Below are 18,920 nucleotides of genomic sequence, written 5' to 3'. Positions count from 1 at the left end.
TAAATTTCGATTATTGGTTAAGCGGTTAACTTTTTCATTCTAATAAGATGTTCATCTGCATTCCATTTTTCCATTGGTGTTATACGTCCTAACAAGCCGTGAAGTCTTCTATTATTATAAAATTTCACGAAGCGTTTTAGTATTTGCTCTATTTCTCCAAAATATTGGTAGTCCCACCTATTAAAGACTTCTTTTTTCAATATTCCATGATAGGCTTCTATATGTGCATTCTCTTCTGGGGTTGCTACGTGTGTAAATTCTTGTTGCACTCCAATGAGACCTAAATATTCACGTACTTTTTTTGCTATAAACTGGCTTCCATTATCACTTCTAATGACCACGTTTTGAGGGTAGTCATAATTTTCAAACAACTCAGAAAGTAGCGCTATAACGTGATTTTGTTTAATAGTAAAAGAAAAATAGTCTTTTACTATTCTTCGAGTGTGAACGTCAATAACTGATAGTAAATAAGCATTCTTTCCTACACTTGGTATCCAAACCATCTTTATATCCATCTCCAGGCATTCTAAAGGTCTAGAAGTTTGCACCTTTCTAAACTTTACAAACTTGCGTCCAGAACCACTTCTATCTATCCTATTATCAAGTTTCAACAAGCCTTCTTCCTTCATAATTCTATACAACTTTTTATGATTGATAGTGTAACCATCTCTAGTTAAATAGCTGGTCATTAATCGATAACCACAATCTATAAACTCGTGCTTTAAAATCTCTTTTATAGACACAACTACAGCGTCTTGTAATACAAAACCTTTAGTCTTGTGGAAAGTCTCTTTAGATGGCTTATTTCCTTTTTTACCGCCACTAGGTTCTCTATAATAGCTACTCGATACAATACCAACCATCTTTATAATCTTAGCCTTAGAGATTTTATGTTTGTTATAAATAGTGTCTACTAGATCTTTCTTGGATCGGACGTCCCAAACTTTTTTTTTAAAAGCTCACGTTGCACTTCAAGCTCGATTTCTCTATCACTCAGCAATTTTCGTAACACTCGATTCTCTTCTTCAGCTGCTTTAAGTTCTTTACTTTTAGTGTCATAGGTAACTTTTAAACCTGCTTCTCCTTTGTGCTCAAACTTCTTTTTCCAACTATAGAAAGTGCCAGTACTTACGCTGTATTTTCGGCAGGCCTCAACGATACCTATTTCTTCGGAAACAGATAGTATTTCTAACTTCTGTTCTAAAGTCCATTTCTTGTATTTCATATCTCAAATATATTAGTTTTGAAATTTAAAATATCACTCCGAACTTATTGGGGGCTAAAATAAGGCAGTTTTACAGAAGTCGTTTCGGTTGAGCCTGATAAGATTTCAATTCCAATATCTTGTTCATTTTTGGTCAGGTAATATGCGTATGAACCTCCTTCTTGTTTTATTCTTTTAACACGAGAATCTCCATTTCTTATAAAATCTCCTAAAAGTGCAGAAATTGTCGCAGGTGGCGTTTTTGCAGGACCGAAGTCATAATATCCATTTTTAATAATATGGTCGTGAACTTCCATATAGTTTGTCAGTCCGTTTATATCGTCAAGACTTTTTAAAATGGCTTCTTTTATTGTCATATTTTAATTCATTTTCGGTGGTTTCTCGCATTAGCCACAACGTTGTTGTATAAGATTAGTTGCGTGTTTTAAGCACTAAAGTTAGTAAATAAACCACAGATTTAAAGTTTGTGAGAACTTTCGTAAATAAGCTAAAAACAGCAATTAATTTTATACGGCTTAAGTTAGCATTTTATAATAAAAGACTAAATTTAAGTATATAATCAGAAAGAATAAAAGAGAGAATTAAGGTTAATTTATACGGTGAAGCTTAGACTTCGACAACATTGGTAATCCTCTCTCTTTTCTACTAAAATCACGTTCAGTTCTGTGAGACCTAGATCTCGTTTTCAAGTTGTTGTGAGTAAAAGTAGGTTATTCTTTCATAAATCAGTTCTTATGAATAAATATAAGGAAATTTTTGGAGTTGACATCAGTAAAGACGTTTTTGATGTTTATGGAAGTACAAGTGGTCATGATCAGTTTAAAAATGATGAATTAGGGTTTAAAATATTCTTAAAAAATCTCCCTAAAAACTCATTAGTAATTATGGAAGCAACGGGTTATTACCATTACAGGTTAGCTCAGTTTTTATACAAACAAAGCATTTTTGTATCTGTTGTAAATCCTTTATCTGTAAAGCGTTTTATCCAAATGAAATTGTCTAAAGTAAAGACGGATAAAAGTGATGCAAAGGCTATCTGTGAATATGGAGGCATCAATGAAGTTCCATTGTATACTGCTCTTACCAATGTTCAGAGTGAGTGCTTACAGTTGTTTAGATTATTAGATAGTGATATTAAAAAACGCACAGCGGTAAAGAATAAAATTCACGGAGAAGAAGTTTTAGGGATTCCCTCTAAGTGGGTTTATGGTTCTTTAAAACGGACTAAAAAACATTTAGATAAAGAGATTTTAGGAATCGAAACAAAAGTACTTTCGTTAGTAAAACAAGACCAGCAAGCACAATTAACATTACTAACTAGTATTCCAGGGATAGGTTTGAAAACGGCATTGTTTTTAATCGTAATTACTGATGGGTTTAGGAAGTTTGAAACGGCTTCACAATTATGTAGTTATGTAGGGATCACTCCAACGATAAGAGTGTCTGGAAGTAGTGTACGTGGAAGAAGTAGAATAAGTAAGGTTGGAAATAGGAAACTACGAAACCTCTTGTTTCTCTGTGCTTTTACAGCTTGTAAACATAATAAAGGATGTCGTGAGATTTATGAGCGAATTGTTAACAAGGGTAAGAGTAAGAAATTGGCTTTAATAGCGGTTTCAAATAAATTGATAAAACAGAGTTTTGCTATCGCAAAATCAGGTTTACCATATGACGAAACGTACGTTTCTGTTTTATCAAAATAAATAGTAATTACATAAAAAATAAAAGCTCAAAATACTAATTGATAGAATTATGAGCCTATAATAATAGTGCGTAAATTTAATGAAGAAAAGAGTTGTTTTTTAGCTCAGTTCTTTGTTAGCCACTGTAATTTTATATTTTTTCAAACTTTTTTCCATTCCATTTATAAAAATTGGTCGATATAGAATGGTTTCCAGTTTCAAAACTTTCCTTGACAGTTCCTTTCAGTTTTTCAATTGCCTCTTTGTCATTTGAGCCTGTTATGAAAACTAAATTACGATTTGGAATTGCGATTATAATTTCTCCATTGACATCAAAGTTTTCTTTTGTCCAAATGTCAGTCATTAACATCAGACTAACTTCATAATCTCCTCCTGCAATCAGTCCGAAATTCCCATCTTCTCCAACTTTCTCAATTTTCGGTAAAACATTGTTCAAGTTATTCACAGAAAATTCCAAAAGAGTGTCTTTTGAAATTTCAAGTTTTTCAAATTCCTCTTGGTTAAAATAATGGATACTTTCTTCCCTGTCCTCTGCGTAAACAATAATCAAATCTTCATTGTAAGGTTCCCATATTAATTCAGGGATTTTATAGTCCTTAACAGAATTCCCAAGAGTTTTTAATTGTTCAAAATAGTCACTAGGTTTAATGATTGGAACAATTCTATTGACGTTAATTTCTTTGTCTTTGTTATAAACATCTCCAGAAGCATTGGAATATCTTTCGATGACTTCATCAATTTCTTTTGGTTCAAGTTTATATTCGCGATATGAGTTGTCTAAATAATGAGTTACTTCTCCATCTTCTCCGTAAGTTGCTTGTTTTGACCCCTATAAAACAAGAGTAATCTTTTAAATTTCGATTATTGGTTAAGCGGTTAACTTTTTCATTCTAATAAGATGTTCATCTGCATTCCATTTTTCCATTGGTGTTATACGTCCTAACAAGCCGTGAAGTCTTCTATTATTATAAAATTTCACGAAGCGTTTTAGTATTTGCTCTATTTCTCCAAAATATTGGTAGTCCCACCTATTAAAGACTTCTTTTTTCAATATTCCATGATAGGCTTCTATATGTGCATTCTCTTCTGGGGTTGCTACGTGTGTAAATTCTTGTTGCACTCCAATGAGACCTAAATATTCACGTACTTTTTTTGCTATAAACTGGCTTCCATTATCACTTCTAATGACCACGTTTTGAGGGTAGTCATAATTTTCAAACAACTCAGAAAGTAGCGCTATAACGTGATTTTGTTTAATAGTAAAAGAAAAATAGTCTTTTAATATTCTTCGAGTGTGAACGTCAATAACTGATAGTAAATAAGCATTCTTTCCTACACTTGGTATCCAAACCATCTTTATATCCATCTCCAGGCATTCTAAAGGTCTAGAAGTTTGCACCTTTCTAAACTTTACAAACTTGCGTCCAGAACCACTTCTATCTATCCTATTATCAAGTTTCAACAAGCCTTCTTCCTTCATAATTCTATACAACTTTTATGATTGATAGTGTAACCATCTCTAGTTAAATAGCTGGTCATTAATCGATAACCACAATCTATAAACTCGTGCTTTAAAATCTCTTTTATAGACACAACTACAGCGTCTTGTAATACAAAACCTTTAGTCTTGTGGAAAGTCTCTTTAGATGGCTTATTTCCTTTTTTACCGCCACTAGGTTCTCTATAATAGCTACTCGATACAATACCAACCATCTTTATAATCTTAGCCTTAGAGATTTTATGTTTGTTATAAATAGTGTCTACTAGATCTTTCTTGGATCGGACGTCCCAAACTTTTTTTTAAAAGCTCACGTTGCACTTCAAGCTCGATTTCTCTATCACTCAGCAATTTTCGTAACACTCGATTCTCTTCTTCAGCTGCTTTAAGTTCTTTACTTTTAGTGTCATAGGTAACTTTTAAACCTGCTTCTCCTTTGTGCTCAAACTTCTTTTTCCAACTATAGAAAGTGCCAGTACTTACGCTGTATTTTCGGCAGGCCTCAACGATACCTATTTCTTCGGAAACAGATAGTATTTCTAACTTCTGTTCTAAAGTCCATTTCTTGTATTTCATATCTCAAATATATTAGTTTTGAAATTTAAAATATCACTCCGAACTTATTGGGGGCTAAAATAGGGTTGATAATAATTTTTTCAAATTCCTCTTTTGAAATTCCTTTTTCTTCTCCTATTTTTAGGATAGTTTCTAATTCTTTTTCATCAAAATTATTGTCGCTTAAAGCAATCATATATAGATTGAGGAAATGTCCTTTTAAGTCTGTGTTTATCATATTTTTCTTTTTCGTAAAGTTTGGTTTTTAATGTTTGCCAACGTTGTTGTGTATGGTTAGTGGCGTGTTTAAGCACCTAATTTAGTAAATAAAAACTGAATAGAAAATCCGCGAGAATTTTCGTAAGTAGGCGAGAATCAAGCCATTAATTATACACGTTGTTGCCAGTAGTTTTTATTCCGCTTTTATATAATCCTCTTTCGTTAAATATTCTCCTTTGGCTGGTTTATTAATTCTCCAACCTAATTTTGTTAATTTCTTTATTTCAGGAAAGTCAGTTATATCTTCTTCCGCTTTTCCTTCGTTATGTCTCATATTAAGAAAAAATCTTATTATTTGTCCAATAATTCCTGCACACGCAATTCCAGCAACAACTGATGGAATTAAGGACAAAAATCTAAATCCTGAATCACTTACATTATAAGTAAAATCCCATAACATATAGCAAAAACCAATCAAGAAAAGAGGTAATTCTATAAACAAGAACAAATCATTATGTCGTTTTTCACATTTTTTACATCTCGGAATAAGAACTTTCTTTTCGATATAGGAATAAACTGCTCCAGGAACTAAACTTGAATTGGTTACTCCATACAAAGTATGTTCATAATAATTGTCTTTTTCGTTTGAAGTTAAACTTTTACAATAATGGCATTTTTCTTTTTGTTCGGTCATTTAATTTTAGTTAGTCGTTATTCCAGAAATTTGATTCGTCATTTTCATAAGCATCTAAATAATCATTTCGATATTCGCCAAGATGCGACCTGTCTTGAACTCTGTCATCGTAAATTCGGTCAATTGCTTTTTGACTATAAATTGAAAAATGTGTGTATTTTCCTTTTTTTCCTTCTTTGATTTCTTTTTCTAAATGCAGAGATAATTCCTTATTCTCTTTTATTTCTTCGAGAAGTATTTCGTTAATCTGAACAGCAAATCGATTGAGATTATCCCAATGCCAGAAAATTTCTTTCTTCTCGGTTAATCTGTTTAATTCCAAAGTTTCTGTGTCAAGTATTTTTTTGATTTCTGAAATTGTCAAATCATTTTTATATGTAAAATCAAAAGTTTTCATTATTCGGTTTTTCTTTCGGATTTGACTTGGATTCAATGTTGTAACGCAACAAAACGTTTATGTTTTTTGATGTTACTAAGCTACAAATTTAAGTTCTAAATCCATCATTTCTTTAGGTGTTTTATAACCAATAATTTTTCGAGGTCTGTTGTTCAATTTTTCTTGAATAATTAGGAGTTGATTAATGTCAATTTCATTAAAATTAGTTCCCTTTGGCAGATACCTTCTAATGAGTCCGTTCGTATTTTCATTTGTTCCTCTTTCCCAGGAAGAATAGGGGTGAGCAAAGTATATTTTCATTCCCGTATTTTGAGTAATTTTTTCGTGTCTAGCCATTTCAATTCCGTTGTCGTAAGTCATTGTTTTTTTATAAATAGGATTTAATTTGTTTAATATTTTAGAAAACTCATTGGCTACTTCACCTGCTTTTTTGGACTCTAATTTTACAATTAAAGTAAATCTAGTTTTGCGTTCTACTATAGTTCCAATAGCGCTTTTATGGTTCTTTCCAATGACTAAATCACCTTCCCAATGTCCGACTTCATTTCTAAGTTCAATATGCTGTGGTCTATTGTCAATACTTACTTGGTTTATTATTTTAGATCCGCCACCACGTCTTTTTTTAGGGGTTCTACGTCTTGTTTTTTTACGTACTAATAGTTTGATTAATTTTTTGTTTAAACGTGCTTGTGGTCTTGTGTAAATATGTCTATAAATAGCTTCGTGAGAAATAGACATTATTGGATCATTAGGATACAGCTCTTTGAGTCTTCCTGAAATTTGTTCAGGTGTCCAGTTTGACAAAAGGCCTCTATAGACAAAAAATTTAAGTAGAGAATATGTACTTATTTTATCTAAGTTTCTTTTGTTTAAATAATCTTCTTTAACACACCAATGAGCAAGTTCAGCATCGTAATTATCTTCCTTTTTCTGCACCCATTTATTCACTTCTCTTGTAATTGTTGAGGGTGCTCTTTTTAGTTTTTTAGCGATGTATGATTTTGACTTTTTTTCTATTAAAAGTGTCTGAATAATCACTCTTTCTTTTAAAGTTAATCTTCTATGTTTTTTTAATTCCATTTTACAAATCTATTAATTTAGATTTGTTGCGTTAAGTTATTGAATGGAGGGCTCGATTCACCAGTTTTTGGCAACGTGTTTGTGTATGATTAGTTGCGTGTTTTAAACAGTGAATTTAGTAAATAAAGCACGAACGGCGAAATTCCGAAGGAATTTCCCAAGTGAGCTAAAACTAGCAATTAATTATACACGTTGTTACCACACGTTTTTATTTTATTTCTTCAATCGGAATGTTCAATAAATCTCCATCGTAATGAACTTCGTTTTTTTCAAACTGTTCTTTCGTAAAAGCTTTTAATTTCTTTTTAGGTTTTAAATATTCCCCAAAATAGTTTATGTCAATTAATTCATTAAAATTCAGTTTAGTTTTACTATTTCAAAGTCCGTATTTGGGAATTTTCGTGAATATTGTAATTCGTCAAAATATTGTCCTTGTAGATATAATGTTTCATTTTCCGATATTTTAATATAAAATCCAGAACCCAAATCGTAAGTTTGCTTTCTCTTAATTACTTTTTCCGTTTTGATTTTCAGAATTTGTGCTTTTCCGTTTTTTATTTCGTTTTCAACTTTTTTATTCCAACCTATTTCTCCGTTTTTATTCATAAGATAAACAACAATTCCGATTGAAATTATTAACAAAGGAATTGAAGTCAGAAGTTGTATTTCAGAAGAAACTTTTCCAACAACTTTTTCATAAATTAATAATGGTGCTAAAAGTATTAGTGTTATAAAAATCCATTTCATTCCGAAGTTTTCAAAATGTTGCCAAAGAGAATTTTTCCGACTTCTCAAAGTTTTAATTTCTTCTAGATTATATGGGCGTTCGGTTTTTTTCAAATGTGTGGTAACGTTGTTGTGCATGGTTTTGTTGTGTGAATTTAGCGAAAAAATAATTAAATAAACACAGGCTTTTACGCTTTCGATGTTTTTCCGAAGGAAAAACTAATAAAGCAATAAATTATGCACGGTGTTAGCTTTTAGTGCATTTTTCGATTTATAATTCATTCCGTTTTTTTTGGTTTCTCAATTTTTTTTCTAAGTTTCTGTAAATTAAGCAGTTTTCTATTCCGTATACTAATTAAAATTCAAATTGTTGTTTTTCCAACAGAAATCAATTCAGACGTAATTTTTGCTTTAAGTTCAGATTTCTACTTTTCCTTATTTTCCCCAATTTTTGCACGGAAATTTATTCAACAGTAGAGTGAGAATTCAGTTTTTATTTCTCCAATAAAAAAAGTAAAGTACTCCTATTGTTATGGTTGAACCAATCATTGAAAAATAAGTCATTACATATTTTTTCTGAAGAAAACTTTCAGTAAATAAATCAGTCATACTCAGTGTTGATAATGTTATTCCTAAAAGCCATAAGAATGTAAATAAAATTAAAATTTTCTTTGATGGATTTGTAATAAAATTTCTCTTTGGTATTTCCATATGTTTCTTATTTAGTTCTATTTTTTTTTAGCATTAAAGCTAACGTTGTTGTGTAGGAAAAGTTGCGTGGTTTAAGCAATAAAGTTAGTGAATAAAACACGAACCAAGAAAATCCGCGAGGATTTTCGTAAGTAGGCTTTTACCAGCAATTTTTTTTACACGGTGTTGGCAACTGGTTTTTATTATTCCCTTATTTCTATTTCATTCGTAACAAAGCTATATTCATTTAAGTCAATTCCATTTTGATAGTATTTGATTTCAAATATAAAGTTGTCATTGTTTTCAGGAGCTTCTTTTAAAACAAAAATAAGTTCATTAGCAATGTTTGGATTTATGTTTATATATTCTATTAAGTCAAACTTTTCATAATATGGAAAACTGCTGAAGTGGTTCAATACTAAAACATCAAAAAGTTGATTTATATTTTCACCTGACTTATTCATTGAATTATAATCTTTGTTAGTATATATTTCAATATTTGTTATTTTTTCGTCAGTCTCTGGTGGAGCAGGACTACAGGCATAAGAATTTTCAATAAAAATATTTTTCATTTTATTTTCTTCATAAGCAAAGTATGTTTCAATTTCAGCGTTTATTCTTATAGAATATTTTTCATATGAGACAGAATTATTTTCTATTTCTGATAATTTTATTTGATGCTTTTCATTTAAAATTTCAATTTGTAATATTTCTGAATTCATAGAAGATATTTTAAATTTATTCGGAAAAGGTCCGCAATCATCTTCACAGGAAATTATTCCCAAAAATAATATTATAATGTAACTTCGAATAAAAAACTTAATTTCCTTTTTCATTTTGTTTTCAGTTTTTACTTGTTGCCAACGGGTTTGTACAAGGTTAGTTGCGTGTTTTAAGCACTAAATTTAGTAAATAATTACTGACAAAGAAAATCCGAGAGGATTTTCGTAAGTAAGCAAAAAACAAGCAATTAATTTTGTACGGTGTTGGCAGCAGTATTTTTTCCTTTCTTGTTCATTGTTTTATTCATAAATATTTTCATAGTGTATCCAAATCCAAGTCCGCCAATAGTCCAAATTATAATTCCCAATAATAAGGTTTTCAAGGTTATTTCTTGTCCGTCAAAATATGGAAAACCAATAGACATCGTTAGAAACATAAAAGCTCCCCAACTTAATCCTGTTTTTATCCAACTTTTTTTGTCGAAAGGATTTGGTGTTAATTCAATATTTATATTCTCATATCTTTCAGGCTGTTTTTTTAGCCAATTTTCTTTTAGTATTTTTCTAAACCAACCCCAAATAGGAAAAGTTAATGCAAGAATTATAAAACTAAATCCATTCATAATACAAGGAATTATTTTTCCGCAATTTGAACAGTAAAGTCCAAACCAGTTTTTAAATGCAGTTCCGTTTTGAGTAGCCCAAGTTCTCCCATCGTGTAATTTTTCGCAATGAGGACAAGGAACAAAAGTTCTTTCAACTCTTGGTTTATTTGATGTTTTGTCTTCCAAACTAATTTTCGGAATTCTTTGACCTAAAATTAATTCGTTAATAGCTAAACCTGGATTTAAAATCCAATGTAAAACCATCCAGTTTTTCCAAGTATAGATTTTGTATTTTTCTTTATTAAATTCCATTTTCGATTTTTTTTTCATATTGCTGCCAACGTTATTGTGTTAAGGAAAGTTGCGTTTAAAGTGAACGGCTATTTTCCGCAGGAAAATAGGAGTTTACAAAAATGCGACTAACTTTGATTAAGCTAAAATTAAGCAATTTTTTTTACACGGTGTTAGCTTTAGTTATTTATTTCGGATTTTAATTGTTCTCCTAATTCTATAGATTTTTGTTTCGACCAACCTCTTGATAAATGATTCATTGCCAATAAATTCGTTTTTGTTCCTAAAATCTCAAAATTTTCGATTATATTTTTTTCGATTTTTATTCCATAAAGCTTTTGAAAATATTCAATTACTTCATTTCCGTGAATGAAAATTATTTTCGGTTTTATGGTTTTTAGTAAAAATTCAAATACTGAACTTTCTCTGTCTTTTTTTGTCAATTCGCCAGCTGTTGGTGTCGCTTTTACAAATAAATTCGTTTCTAAAGTTTTGATTGGATTTGCTGATTCTATAATCCATTCAATTCTTTGTCTTGTACTACTCAATTTATTCCTTCTCTTTTTATTAGGTTTTAATGGTTTCAACTTTCTTTCAAGAATATAACTTTTAAACCATTCAGTCTTATCAAAACCTTTCTCTCCCGACCAAAAATCCCAAAAGTCTTTTTTCATTTCAGTTGCAGAGTTTATTCCGACTATAAATATTTCACAATTTAAAGGATTTCCTTCACAAACAAAAGGTCTTGGTTTTTCATAATGCTCTAATTTTTCTCGCAGATTTTGTTCAAATTCGGCTAATTTCATTCTCTTTCGTAATTTTTTTGGATAATTAAAGCTAACGTTGTTGTGTTATGGAAAGTTGCGTTTAAAATGAACGGCTATTTTCCGCAGGAAAATAGAAGTTTATAAAAATGCGACTAATTTTAATTAAGCTAAAAATAAGCAATTTTTTATACACGGTGTTAGCAAAAGTTTTATTCATTCTTTTTATTTATCCAAGGGTTTTCTTTATAATATTTGATTGTAATAATTCCTCCAATTTTCCTTTTCTCTCCAAGATGTCTTCCTTTGTATTTCCTGTTTTTTATATAGAATTCATATTCATAACCCATTGCACCTGATAAATGTCCATTCTGAGGGTATATTAATTCATAAATTTTTGCTGTTTTAATTTTCGTTTCATTTTCAAGTTTTTCGTTAATATAATTTTGTGCAAAATTATTCGACCAGAATAGAGGAGATATAGTTATAAAAATTCCGAGTATAATTTTAAAAACTAAAATTGTAATTAATTTTTTTGTCTCCTTTTTTTTCCTTTTTTGTTGTCTTCTTGATTCAGATTGTTTTTTTGATGATAATAAATTAATCGAAATTATAATTCCTACGATTACCCTTAAAATAAATATTATAATTAAAAGAATAGTAATTAAGTCCCAAGAATAATTTTTGTAAATATTCAGATAGAAAGATATTGCAGGTAAAATTAAAAATAAAATGTAAGCACTAGTTTTGTTTCTATTAATCCACTTTATTAACTTTATAAAAAAATCAAACATCTATTTTTTTCCTGAATTTATTTCTTCTTACTAATTTTTGCTAACGTGTTTGTGTTAAGGAAAGTTACGTTTAAAGTGAACGGCTATTTTCCGTAGGAAAATAGGAGTTTACAAAAATGTAACTAACTTTGATAAAGCTAAAAATAAGTAATTTTTTTTACACGGTGTTGCCTAAAGTTGTTTTTTGTTTTTCCGAGTTTGGTAATTATTTTCGAGATTTAGCGTTGGAGTGATAATTCCGCCAATATTTTTAATTCCGCAATATTTGGAATTCAACATTTGAGTGTTTTTTCACGTTTTGATTTACGAGATTTTTCCATATTTTTAAATTTTCGTTTGAGTGAAAATTCCACAAAGATTTTCATTCCGCAATAATTGGAAATTCAACGTTTGAGTGGTTTCTTTTATTTTAAAAAAAAAATGAGATTTCTCCGCCTTTTTCAAATTTTGAGTTTGATAGAATATTCCACAAACTTTATTTTAAGAATCTAAATATTTTCAAACTATTGTAATCTTTATAATAAACTAAATTTCTTAGAATTTTTCAATATTGAGACAGTGTCTAACTTTTTGAAATTCCGAAGTTTTATTGTTTTTTTTCAACGTTTTTCTTGGTTTTGGGCAATTTTTGGCAACGTGTTCGTGTATGATTAGTTGCGTGTGTAAGGATCTAATTTAGTAAACAAAAACGAACCAGAGAAAATTCCGCAGGAATTTTCCAAGTAGACGTGAACCTAGCAATTAATGATACACGGTGTTGCCACACGTTTTTTTTACTCAATTTGTTCTAAAATATAGTCTTCTTTTTGTTTGTCAAATGTTGTGACATAAATTTTATTTCCGATTTTCTTTTTTAGAATGAATGGAATATAAATATCAGTAAATAATATGTCAAATCCGTTATAATTTACTCTTTCCCATTTTAAATCAGATTTTTCCATTGTCCAACTACTACTTGTCTAAACAGACTCATTTACAAAATGAATGGTATCAGTCCATTTTTTGAAATTCCGTATATATTTATTTCCAGTAAGATTAAATTCGTTTGTTCTGCTTTTTAAACTGTCGTTTAGCTTTTTGTAAATCCGTTTAGAGTTTCCATAACTTAAACCACTCAATTGAAAACTGTCTTTAGTTATTGGTTCAATTATATCAGAGAAATCAGGTTGATTTCCGTTAAGAACTAACTTGTTTCCTTTTAACTTAAATTCAAATGAACGTATATTTTCGTGATTGTTATATTTGAATTCTCGGATATTCAATTTCCCATCATTAAATTCTAATATTTCATTAAAAGGCACACCTGATAAATCATAATTCAGAGTGTCGTTTTCATCGTGCTCATAAGCCGAAATCCAAGTTCCGTTCAATTTTTTTTCACTTTGGCAAGAGCTCAAAATGAAACCTAATAGCAATATGTAGATTGATTTTTTCAAATGTGTGGCAACGTTGTTGTTTATGGGAAAGTTGCGTTTAAAGTGAACGGCTATTTTCCGTAGGAAAATAGAAGTTTACAGAAATGCGACTAACTTTTGTAAGGCACTAATTTAGCAATTTTTTATAAACGGTGTTAGCAAATGCGTGTTTTTTGTTCTTCGTTCGTTCTTTTACATTTTTTCTTTTTTTATTTCAACAATTCCGCTTTGGATTAAAAATTCCCACAATTTATGTTTTTTTGAGTTTGAGTAAATTTTCACTTTTTCACACTTTCTGAAACTTTTAATATTCTATAAATTTTCACGAGTAGGAGAGTGTTCCATATTTTTCAGTTTTCTCAAAATTTAGGGATTGAGTGAAAGTTCCGAAATTCTATTTTTCCTTATATTTTACAATTTCTCAAACTTGCTAAATTTAGTGTTCGAGTAAGAATTCCAACATTTTACTAAATTCCATAATTTGGTTTTTCAGCGTTTGATTAAATTCATTTTATTAAAACTCTAAAACTTTCCAATTTTAGAAATTTTGACCACCGAGAGAGTATTCCACTTTTTTCAATTTTTACTTTTTCAGAACCTGGATTAACAAACTAAAAAGCGAAAAGTTAGCTTTTAATAAAGACTTTTGTTCGGCGCCATTCCCAAGTTTTTGCTAACGTGTTTGTGTATGATTAGTTGCGTGTTTTAAGCACTAAAGTTAGTAAATAAAACACAAATAAAAAGTCCGCGAGAACTTTCGTAAATCGGCTAAAACCAAGCAATTAATTATACACGGTGTTGCCATTTCGTTATTTTTTTATTCGGTTTTTTCTATTGATACGTAAACTTTTTCAATTCCATTTTCCTCCCATTTTCCGCTTCTAAATTCGGGTCTTGAACGTAAATTTCCCATTACTCCTGAACTTTCTTTAAAACTGTTCGCTTTCCAAATACGTTGTTTGGATGTTCCATTTTCATAAAATGTTGTAATATACGCTTGCTTTTTTTCGAGTAAAAGTTGTTTAAATTCAGATTCTAAATTAGGATTCAATTCTATTGATAACTTTCCGTTTCTTTTTGGTTTTAAGTTATTTGGTTCTATAAGTTTAGTTTCTAATTCAGAAGTGTTTTGAATTTCCAACTCCTCAATTTCTTCTAAATCGTCTTTTAAATGGTACAAATTTATATTATCAAAATTCCAAATTTTTGTTGCAAATCCGACAATATAATTATGCCTTTTTATAATTGAATCTGATTTCCAAAAAGAATTTTCATTTTCAATTGTTGCGTAATCTTTTATTTCTGCTTGTTGATTTAAAAGTGGGTTTTGGTTATAAGATTTAACTTTATGAGAAAAAGGTTTATTTCCAATAGACGCATTATGTGAACCAGAAATAAGCATTAAATTTCCCAAACTATTTATTGTATTCGTTAAGAAATCTTCTGAATATTCATTCTGTTCATCAACGTCATATCCAGTTTCTAAAGGTTCTCCATTTGTTGGTGTCTGTGGTGAAATATGTTCGATTTGCTCATTTTCTATTGAGAAATTTTTAATACTATAACCCTTATTTTGTATTGAATTTTCATATTGCCATAGCAGATAATTCAATACCTTATTTCCATACATTGCTCCATTTAGGTAACTTTTCACATTGTTATCTCCCCAATACCAAGTTTCATTAAGTTTATTCTTTATGTCTAAAACCAAATTAGTTAGATTTCCTTTGAAGTTTAGTAATATTGAATTTAAGCGTTCTTGAATATTTGCTCTACTGTTTATTAATTTGGCTCTAAATGTTAATATTTCAAGTAAATTAAATAACGTATTTAGTTTTTGTTCATCATCTCCAAAAAATTTGTAGCCTTTAATAATGAAAGGATAAACGAATGCAGGTGCATTTAATTCTGCTAATTTTAAAGCATAATGATTTTTGAATTTTCAAATTTTTTCATATTTGAAAATGAAGTATGAAGTTCAGTTATATAACCTTTAATCCAATCTATTTTGTCATTTGATTTTTTAAAGACCTCTTTTACATCCTCTAATGTTCTATAATTATAACCTTTTATGTATGCATTATTGTGATATATTAAAACACTATCTTCATTAAGTTTTTTGAAGTCATTTATGATTAGATATATTAGTTTGAAGATATTTGAAACATTTTCGATATTTGATTCGACAACTTCTGGTTCGCTGTAAACGTACATTTGATACATAAAATAGGATTTGATTTTCTCCATATTGGTCAAATCTTTTCCTCTATTATTTTCAAGTTCAAACATTAACGCTGAATCTTTTTTTCCCTCAAGTTCAATTACAGTTAAATCTGTAGTTTCGATTTTTTCTAAAACACGAAGTACTTTTTCTGTTGAAAATTTATTAAGTTCATTTTCAAAGAATTTTTTTGATTTTTTTATTCTGTCTTGTGAAAGTGTATTGGATTCAAAATTGTTTTTGTTATCTATAATTACAGCATCAAAACAGGCTCTATCATATTCTACAGGACGAAGTTTAATATTCCCACCATTTTTCAAGTAAATACTTTCTTTTGTTTGAAAGTCAAATTCCTCAAATAAAATGTCATTTTTTCTGTTTGCTAAAACGTTTAGAATAGCACGAATGAAAATTGTTAATGTTGTAATTCTTTGTTGTCCGTCAATGATTTCGTATTTAGTATCTTTCTTTAAAGTTTCTAAAAGTATGTTTCCAAAAAAATAATTATTTTGACCTTCTATTTGTTCGGTTAAATCGTTTAGAAAAGTTTCCCATTGTTCTTTTTCCCACGAATATGCTCTTTGGTAAACTGGAATTATAAATGATTTTTGAGAACTATCAAAAAGTCCTAAAGTAGTTTTTCTGTAAAAATCCATTGTTGGTTTTATGTTCGGTTTTTAATGAATGGCAACGTTGTTGTGTATGATTAGTTGCGTGTTTTAAGCAAGTAATTTAGTAAATAAAACACGAACGGCGAAATTCCGGAGGAATTTCCCAAGTGAGCTAAAACTAGCAATTAATTATACACGGTGTTGGCAGTAGTTATTATTCTACTTCCAATTCGTAGTAATTTCCATCTTCGTCATAACCTTCTAAAGTACCTTTGCCAGTCCATTCTAAGTCAATAGATATTTCATTATCATTTTCATCATAAATGGTTCCACTTCCGCCATTTTTGTTTACTGAAATATCTCCATATACTGAATTATTATTACCATATCCAGAAACAGAATAACCATAATATTTACTCCTATTATTTGTTGAGTTATTTTTAATGTATATTGATTTTGAAGTAGGCTTTTTTAATATTTTTCCATTTACAAAATTCAAGCTTAGAGTAATTACTCCTTTGTTATTGTATATTAAAGCAGTTCCATTTAATATACCATTCATATAAGTTCGTTCAGATGATTTGTAGCCATTTTCATTAAACCAAGTTGCAATTCCGTGACATTTAGCAGAGCTACATTTGGTAGCTTTGGGGTCATTATTTTTGACTCTTCCAACCCATTGGATAGTTCCGTTTATATAATAGGTTTTAATTTCCCAAGTGTTAGAATATTTATCATAAGAATTATATATTCTATAATATTTTGCTTCATTTTTTTGGCATAAATTCCAATTAGAATCATAATACACAGATTCGTTATTTTGCCCATAGGATGATAGACTTAATAGAAGAAATAAGTAAAAAAATAATTTATTCATATGTTTTGTTTCTAATTATTGAGAACGTTGTTGTTCGTTGTTTATTTTAATCTAAGTTCCAATATACATCATTCATAACTTCTGGATTATCTGTTCCTGCGGCATCTTCTAACCAATTACTTTCATTGTATTTATAATTGTTTGTATTTTTTGTTTTTCTTTTTAAATTTTCAAATTCAATTCCTTGTGTGTTTTGACCCCTATAAAACAAGAGTAATCTTTTAAATTTCGATTATTGGTTAAGCGGTTAACTTTTTCATTCTAATAAGATGTTCATCTGCATTCCATTTTTCCATTGGTGTTATACGTCCTAACAAGCCGTGAAGTCTTCTATTATTATAAAATTTCACGAAGCGTTTTAGTATTTGCTCTATTTCTCCAAAATATTGGTAGTCCCACCTATTAAAGACTTCTTTTTTCAATATTCCATGATAGGCTTCTATATGTGCATTCTCTTCTGGGGTTGCTACGTGTGTAAATTCTTGTTGCACTCCAATGAGACCTAAATATTCACGTACTTTTTTTGCTATAAACTGGCTTCCATTATCACTTCTAATGACCACGTTTTGAGGGTAGTCATAATTTTCAAACAACTCAGAAAGTAGCGCTATAACGTGATTTTGTTTAATAGTAAAAGAAAAATAGTCTTTTACTATTCTTCGAGTGTGAACGTCAATAACTGATAGTAAATAAGCATTCTTTCCTACACTTGGTATCCAAACCATCTTTATATCCATCTCCAGGCATTCTAAAGGTCTAGAAGTTTGCACCTTTCTAAACTTTACAAACTTGCGTCCAGAACCACTTCTATCTATCCTATTATCAAGTTTCAACAAGCCTTCTTCCTTCATAATTCTATACAACTTTTTATGATTGATAGTGTAACCATCTCTAGTTAAATAGCTGGTCATTAATCGATAACCACAATCTATAAACTCGTGCTTTAAAATCTCTTTTATAGACACAACTACAGCGTCTTGTAATACAAAACCTTTAGTCTTGTGGAAAGTCTCTTTAGATGGCTTATTTCCTTTTTTACCGCCACTAGGTTCTCTATAATAGCTACTCGATACAATACCAACCATCTTTATAATCTTAGCCTTAGAGATTTTATGTTTGTTATAAATAGTGTCTACTAGATCTTTCTTGGATCGGACGTCCCAAACTTTTTTTTTAAAAGCTCACGTTGCACTTCAAGCTCGATTTCTCTATCACTCAGCAATTTTCGTAACACTCGATTCTCTTCTTCAGCTGCTTTAAGTTCTTTACTTTTAGTGTCATAGGTAACTTTTAAACCTGCTTCTCCTTTGTGCTCAAACTTCTTTTTCCAACTATAGAAAGTGCCAGTACTTACGCTGTATTTTCGGCAGGCCTCAACGATACCTATTTCTTCGGAAACAGATAGTATTTCTAACTTCTGTTCTAAAGTCCATTTCTTGTATTTCATATCTCAAATATATTAGTTTTGAAATTTAAAATATCACTCCGAACTTATTGGGGGCTAAAATACTTTTCATTTAAAATTTCAATTTGTAATATTTCTGAATTCATAGAAGATATTTTAAATTTATTCGGAAAAGGTCCGCAATCATCTTCACAGGAAATTATTCCCAAAAATAATATTATAATGTAACTTCGAATAAAAAACTTAATTTCCTTTTTCATTTTGTTTTCAGTTTTTACTTGTTGCCAACGTCTCCGTATATGAAACGTAGCGTGTTAAAGTTAAAATAATTTTGGGTTGGGCAATGAGCCGAATTTTTAGATTTTGTTTTTAACTTATCAATCTTAAAAGTCAAATTTAAAAATTTGGCGGACTTCGCAAATAAGCAA

General features: G+C 29.8%; 24 protein-coding genes. 1 reads left to right on the top strand and 23 read right to left on the bottom strand.

Annotation, left to right across the window (positions count from 1 at the left end):
• Positions 1–17: 17 nt before the first annotated feature.
• The 3 genes from GQR92_RS06410 to GQR92_RS06400 are packed head-to-tail and all read right to left on the bottom strand — an operon-like array spanning position 18 to position 1,581.
• Entirely contained in the window at positions 18–869 is an 852-nt protein-coding gene (locus tag GQR92_RS06410) for an IS3 family transposase (RefSeq protein WP_302849606.1), read from the bottom strand.
• Between the two features lie 44 nt (positions 870–913).
• The gene (locus GQR92_RS06405) at positions 914–1,225 is read right to left on the bottom strand and encodes a transposase (protein WP_158838313.1); all 312 of its coding nucleotides are present in this window, start codon (positions 1,223–1,225) and stop codon (positions 914–916) included.
• 44 nt (positions 1,226–1,269) lie between these two features.
• Positions 1,270–1,581 (bottom strand): hypothetical protein, encoded by a 312-nt coding sequence (locus tag GQR92_RS06400; protein WP_199269195.1) that lies wholly within the window; start codon positions 1,579–1,581, stop codon positions 1,270–1,272.
• A gap of 378 nt (positions 1,582–1,959) precedes the next feature.
• Between GQR92_RS06400 and GQR92_RS06395 the strand changes: the two genes are divergently transcribed.
• A complete protein-coding gene (locus GQR92_RS06395) occupies positions 1,960–2,928 on the top strand; it encodes an IS110 family transposase (protein ID WP_158838325.1) in 969 nt (322 codons plus the stop codon).
• Between the two features lie 130 nt (positions 2,929–3,058).
• Here GQR92_RS06395 and GQR92_RS06390 read toward each other — a convergent pair whose 3' ends face one another.
• The 20 genes from GQR92_RS06390 to GQR92_RS06305 all read right to left on the bottom strand — a co-directional run bounded on the left by GQR92_RS06390 (position 3,059) and on the right by GQR92_RS06305 (position 18,534).
• Positions 3,059–3,667: a DUF1444 family protein gene (locus tag GQR92_RS06390; protein WP_158842020.1), complete on the bottom strand. Its 609-nt coding sequence runs from the start codon at positions 3,665–3,667 to the stop codon at positions 3,059–3,061.
• A 129-nt stretch (positions 3,668–3,796) separates the two neighbouring features.
• Positions 3,797–4,408, bottom strand: a complete 612-nt coding sequence (locus tag GQR92_RS06385; protein ID WP_233270034.1) for a DDE-type integrase/transposase/recombinase — start codon at positions 4,406–4,408, stop codon at positions 3,797–3,799.
• Positions 4,405–4,641 carry a hypothetical protein gene (locus GQR92_RS17955; protein ID WP_233270033.1) on the bottom strand — a complete coding sequence of 79 codons (237 nt, stop codon included), beginning with the start codon at positions 4,639–4,641 and terminating at the stop codon, positions 4,405–4,407. The genes GQR92_RS06385 and GQR92_RS17955 overlap by 4 nt, the downstream gene beginning before the upstream one ends.
• A 34-nt stretch (positions 4,642–4,675) precedes the next feature.
• Positions 4,676–5,002 carry a transposase gene (locus GQR92_RS06380; protein ID WP_233269814.1) on the bottom strand — a complete coding sequence of 109 codons (327 nt, stop codon included), beginning with the start codon at positions 5,000–5,002 and terminating at the stop codon, positions 4,676–4,678.
• A 25-nt stretch (positions 5,003–5,027) separates the two neighbouring features.
• Positions 5,028–5,219 (bottom strand): hypothetical protein, encoded by a 192-nt coding sequence (locus GQR92_RS06375; RefSeq protein ID WP_158838324.1) that lies wholly within the window; start codon positions 5,217–5,219, stop codon positions 5,028–5,030.
• Between the two features lie 174 nt (positions 5,220–5,393).
• Positions 5,394–5,894 carry a hypothetical protein gene (locus tag GQR92_RS06370; RefSeq protein WP_158838323.1) on the bottom strand — a complete coding sequence of 167 codons (501 nt, stop codon included), beginning with the start codon at positions 5,892–5,894 and terminating at the stop codon, positions 5,394–5,396.
• Between the two features lie 10 nt (positions 5,895–5,904).
• The gene (locus tag GQR92_RS06365) at positions 5,905–6,291 is read right to left on the bottom strand and encodes a hypothetical protein (RefSeq protein ID WP_158838322.1); all 387 of its coding nucleotides are present in this window, start codon (positions 6,289–6,291) and stop codon (positions 5,905–5,907) included.
• A gap of 75 nt (positions 6,292–6,366) precedes the next feature.
• Entirely contained in the window at positions 6,367–7,371 is a 1,005-nt protein-coding gene (locus GQR92_RS06360; protein WP_158838205.1) for an IS30 family transposase, read from the bottom strand.
• Between the two features lie 357 nt (positions 7,372–7,728).
• Positions 7,729–8,118: a hypothetical protein gene (locus GQR92_RS06355; RefSeq protein WP_158838321.1), complete on the bottom strand. Its 390-nt coding sequence runs from the start codon at positions 8,116–8,118 to the stop codon at positions 7,729–7,731.
• 872 nt (positions 8,119–8,990) lie between these two features.
• Positions 8,991–9,623: a hypothetical protein gene (locus GQR92_RS06350; protein WP_158838320.1), complete on the bottom strand. Its 633-nt coding sequence runs from the start codon at positions 9,621–9,623 to the stop codon at positions 8,991–8,993.
• Between the two features lie 134 nt (positions 9,624–9,757).
• Positions 9,758–10,426, bottom strand: coding sequence for a hypothetical protein (locus GQR92_RS06345; protein ID WP_158838319.1), 669 nt, complete (start codon positions 10,424–10,426; stop codon positions 9,758–9,760).
• 158 nt (positions 10,427–10,584) lie between these two features.
• Entirely contained in the window at positions 10,585–11,211 is a 627-nt protein-coding gene (locus GQR92_RS06340; protein ID WP_158838318.1) for a hypothetical protein, read from the bottom strand.
• 170 nt (positions 11,212–11,381) lie between these two features.
• On the bottom strand, positions 11,382–11,963 hold the full coding sequence (locus GQR92_RS06335) for a hypothetical protein (RefSeq protein ID WP_158838317.1): 582 nt from the start codon (positions 11,961–11,963) through the stop codon (positions 11,382–11,384).
• Between the two features lie 959 nt (positions 11,964–12,922).
• A complete protein-coding gene (locus GQR92_RS06330; protein ID WP_158838316.1) occupies positions 12,923–13,360 on the bottom strand; it encodes a hypothetical protein in 438 nt (145 codons plus the stop codon).
• 835 nt (positions 13,361–14,195) lie between these two features.
• Positions 14,196–15,089 (bottom strand): HNH endonuclease family protein, encoded by an 894-nt coding sequence (locus tag GQR92_RS17805; RefSeq protein WP_199269194.1) that lies wholly within the window; start codon positions 15,087–15,089, stop codon positions 14,196–14,198.
• A 206-nt stretch (positions 15,090–15,295) separates the two neighbouring features.
• Complete coding sequence (locus GQR92_RS17800) at positions 15,296–16,255, bottom strand: DUF262 domain-containing protein (RefSeq protein WP_199269193.1); 960 nt, start codon at positions 16,253–16,255, stop codon at positions 15,296–15,298.
• Positions 16,256–16,424: 169 nt separating this feature from the next.
• Positions 16,425–17,087, bottom strand: a complete 663-nt coding sequence (locus tag GQR92_RS06320) for a hypothetical protein (RefSeq protein ID WP_158838315.1) — start codon at positions 17,085–17,087, stop codon at positions 16,425–16,427.
• Between the two features lie 46 nt (positions 17,088–17,133).
• Positions 17,134–17,298, bottom strand: coding sequence for a hypothetical protein (locus GQR92_RS06315; RefSeq protein WP_158838314.1), 165 nt, complete (start codon positions 17,296–17,298; stop codon positions 17,134–17,136).
• Positions 17,299–17,326: 28 nt separating this feature from the next.
• Positions 17,327–18,178, bottom strand: a complete 852-nt coding sequence (locus tag GQR92_RS06310; protein WP_302849606.1) for an IS3 family transposase — start codon at positions 18,176–18,178, stop codon at positions 17,327–17,329.
• Between the two features lie 44 nt (positions 18,179–18,222).
• Complete coding sequence (locus GQR92_RS06305; RefSeq protein ID WP_158838313.1) at positions 18,223–18,534, bottom strand: transposase; 312 nt, start codon at positions 18,532–18,534, stop codon at positions 18,223–18,225.
• Between the last annotated feature and the right edge of the window lie 386 nt (positions 18,535–18,920).

The sequence above is a fragment of the Polaribacter sp. L3A8 genome (assembly GCF_009796785.1).
Classification (GTDB): domain Bacteria; phylum Bacteroidota; class Bacteroidia; order Flavobacteriales; family Flavobacteriaceae; genus Polaribacter.
The sequence above is the reverse complement of the archived record's forward strand: the minus strand, read 5'-3'. Positions and strand labels throughout refer to the sequence as shown.

Bases quoted from the DNA above. Each gene is read 5' to 3' on its own strand.
- GQR92_RS06405 (WP_158838313.1), bottom strand. From the start codon at position 1,225: ATGAAATACAAGAAATGGACTTTAGAACAGAAGTTAGAAATACTATCT.
- GQR92_RS06400 (WP_199269195.1), bottom strand. From the start codon at position 1,581: ATGACAATAAAAGAAGCCATTTTAAAAAGTCTTGACGATATAAACGGA.
- GQR92_RS06395 (WP_158838325.1), top strand. From the start codon at position 1,960: ATGAATAAATATAAGGAAATTTTTGGAGTTGACATCAGTAAAGACGTT.
- GQR92_RS06385 (WP_233270034.1), bottom strand. From the start codon at position 4,408: ATGAAGGAAGAAGGCTTGTTGAAACTTGATAATAGGATAGATAGAAGT.
- GQR92_RS17955 (WP_233270033.1), bottom strand. From the start codon at position 4,641: ATGGTTGGTATTGTATCGAGTAGCTATTATAGAGAACCTAGTGGCGGT.
- GQR92_RS06380 (WP_233269814.1), bottom strand. From the start codon at position 5,002: ATGAAATACAAGAAATGGACTTTAGAACAGAAGTTAGAAATACTATCT.
- GQR92_RS06375 (WP_158838324.1), bottom strand. From the start codon at position 5,219: ATGATAAACACAGACTTAAAAGGACATTTCCTCAATCTATATATGATT.
- GQR92_RS06370 (WP_158838323.1), bottom strand. From the start codon at position 5,894: ATGACCGAACAAAAAGAAAAATGCCATTATTGTAAAAGTTTAACTTCA.
- GQR92_RS06365 (WP_158838322.1), bottom strand. From the start codon at position 6,291: ATGAAAACTTTTGATTTTACATATAAAAATGATTTGACAATTTCAGAA.
- GQR92_RS06360 (WP_158838205.1), bottom strand. From the start codon at position 7,371: ATGGAATTAAAAAAACATAGAAGATTAACTTTAAAAGAAAGAGTGATT.
- GQR92_RS06355 (WP_158838321.1), bottom strand. From the start codon at position 8,118: ATGAAATGGATTTTTATAACACTAATACTTTTAGCACCATTATTAATT.
- GQR92_RS06350 (WP_158838320.1), bottom strand. From the start codon at position 9,623: ATGAAAAAGGAAATTAAGTTTTTTATTCGAAGTTACATTATAATATTA.
- GQR92_RS06345 (WP_158838319.1), bottom strand. From the start codon at position 10,426: ATGGAATTTAATAAAGAAAAATACAAAATCTATACTTGGAAAAACTGG.
- GQR92_RS06340 (WP_158838318.1), bottom strand. From the start codon at position 11,211: ATGAAATTAGCCGAATTTGAACAAAATCTGCGAGAAAAATTAGAGCAT.
- GQR92_RS06335 (WP_158838317.1), bottom strand. From the start codon at position 11,963: ATGTTTGATTTTTTTATAAAGTTAATAAAGTGGATTAATAGAAACAAA.
- GQR92_RS17800 (WP_199269193.1), bottom strand. From the start codon at position 16,255: ATGGATTTTTACAGAAAAACTACTTTAGGACTTTTTGATAGTTCTCAA.
- GQR92_RS06320 (WP_158838315.1), bottom strand. From the start codon at position 17,087: ATGAATAAATTATTTTTTTACTTATTTCTTCTATTAAGTCTATCATCC.
- GQR92_RS06305 (WP_158838313.1), bottom strand. From the start codon at position 18,534: ATGAAATACAAGAAATGGACTTTAGAACAGAAGTTAGAAATACTATCT.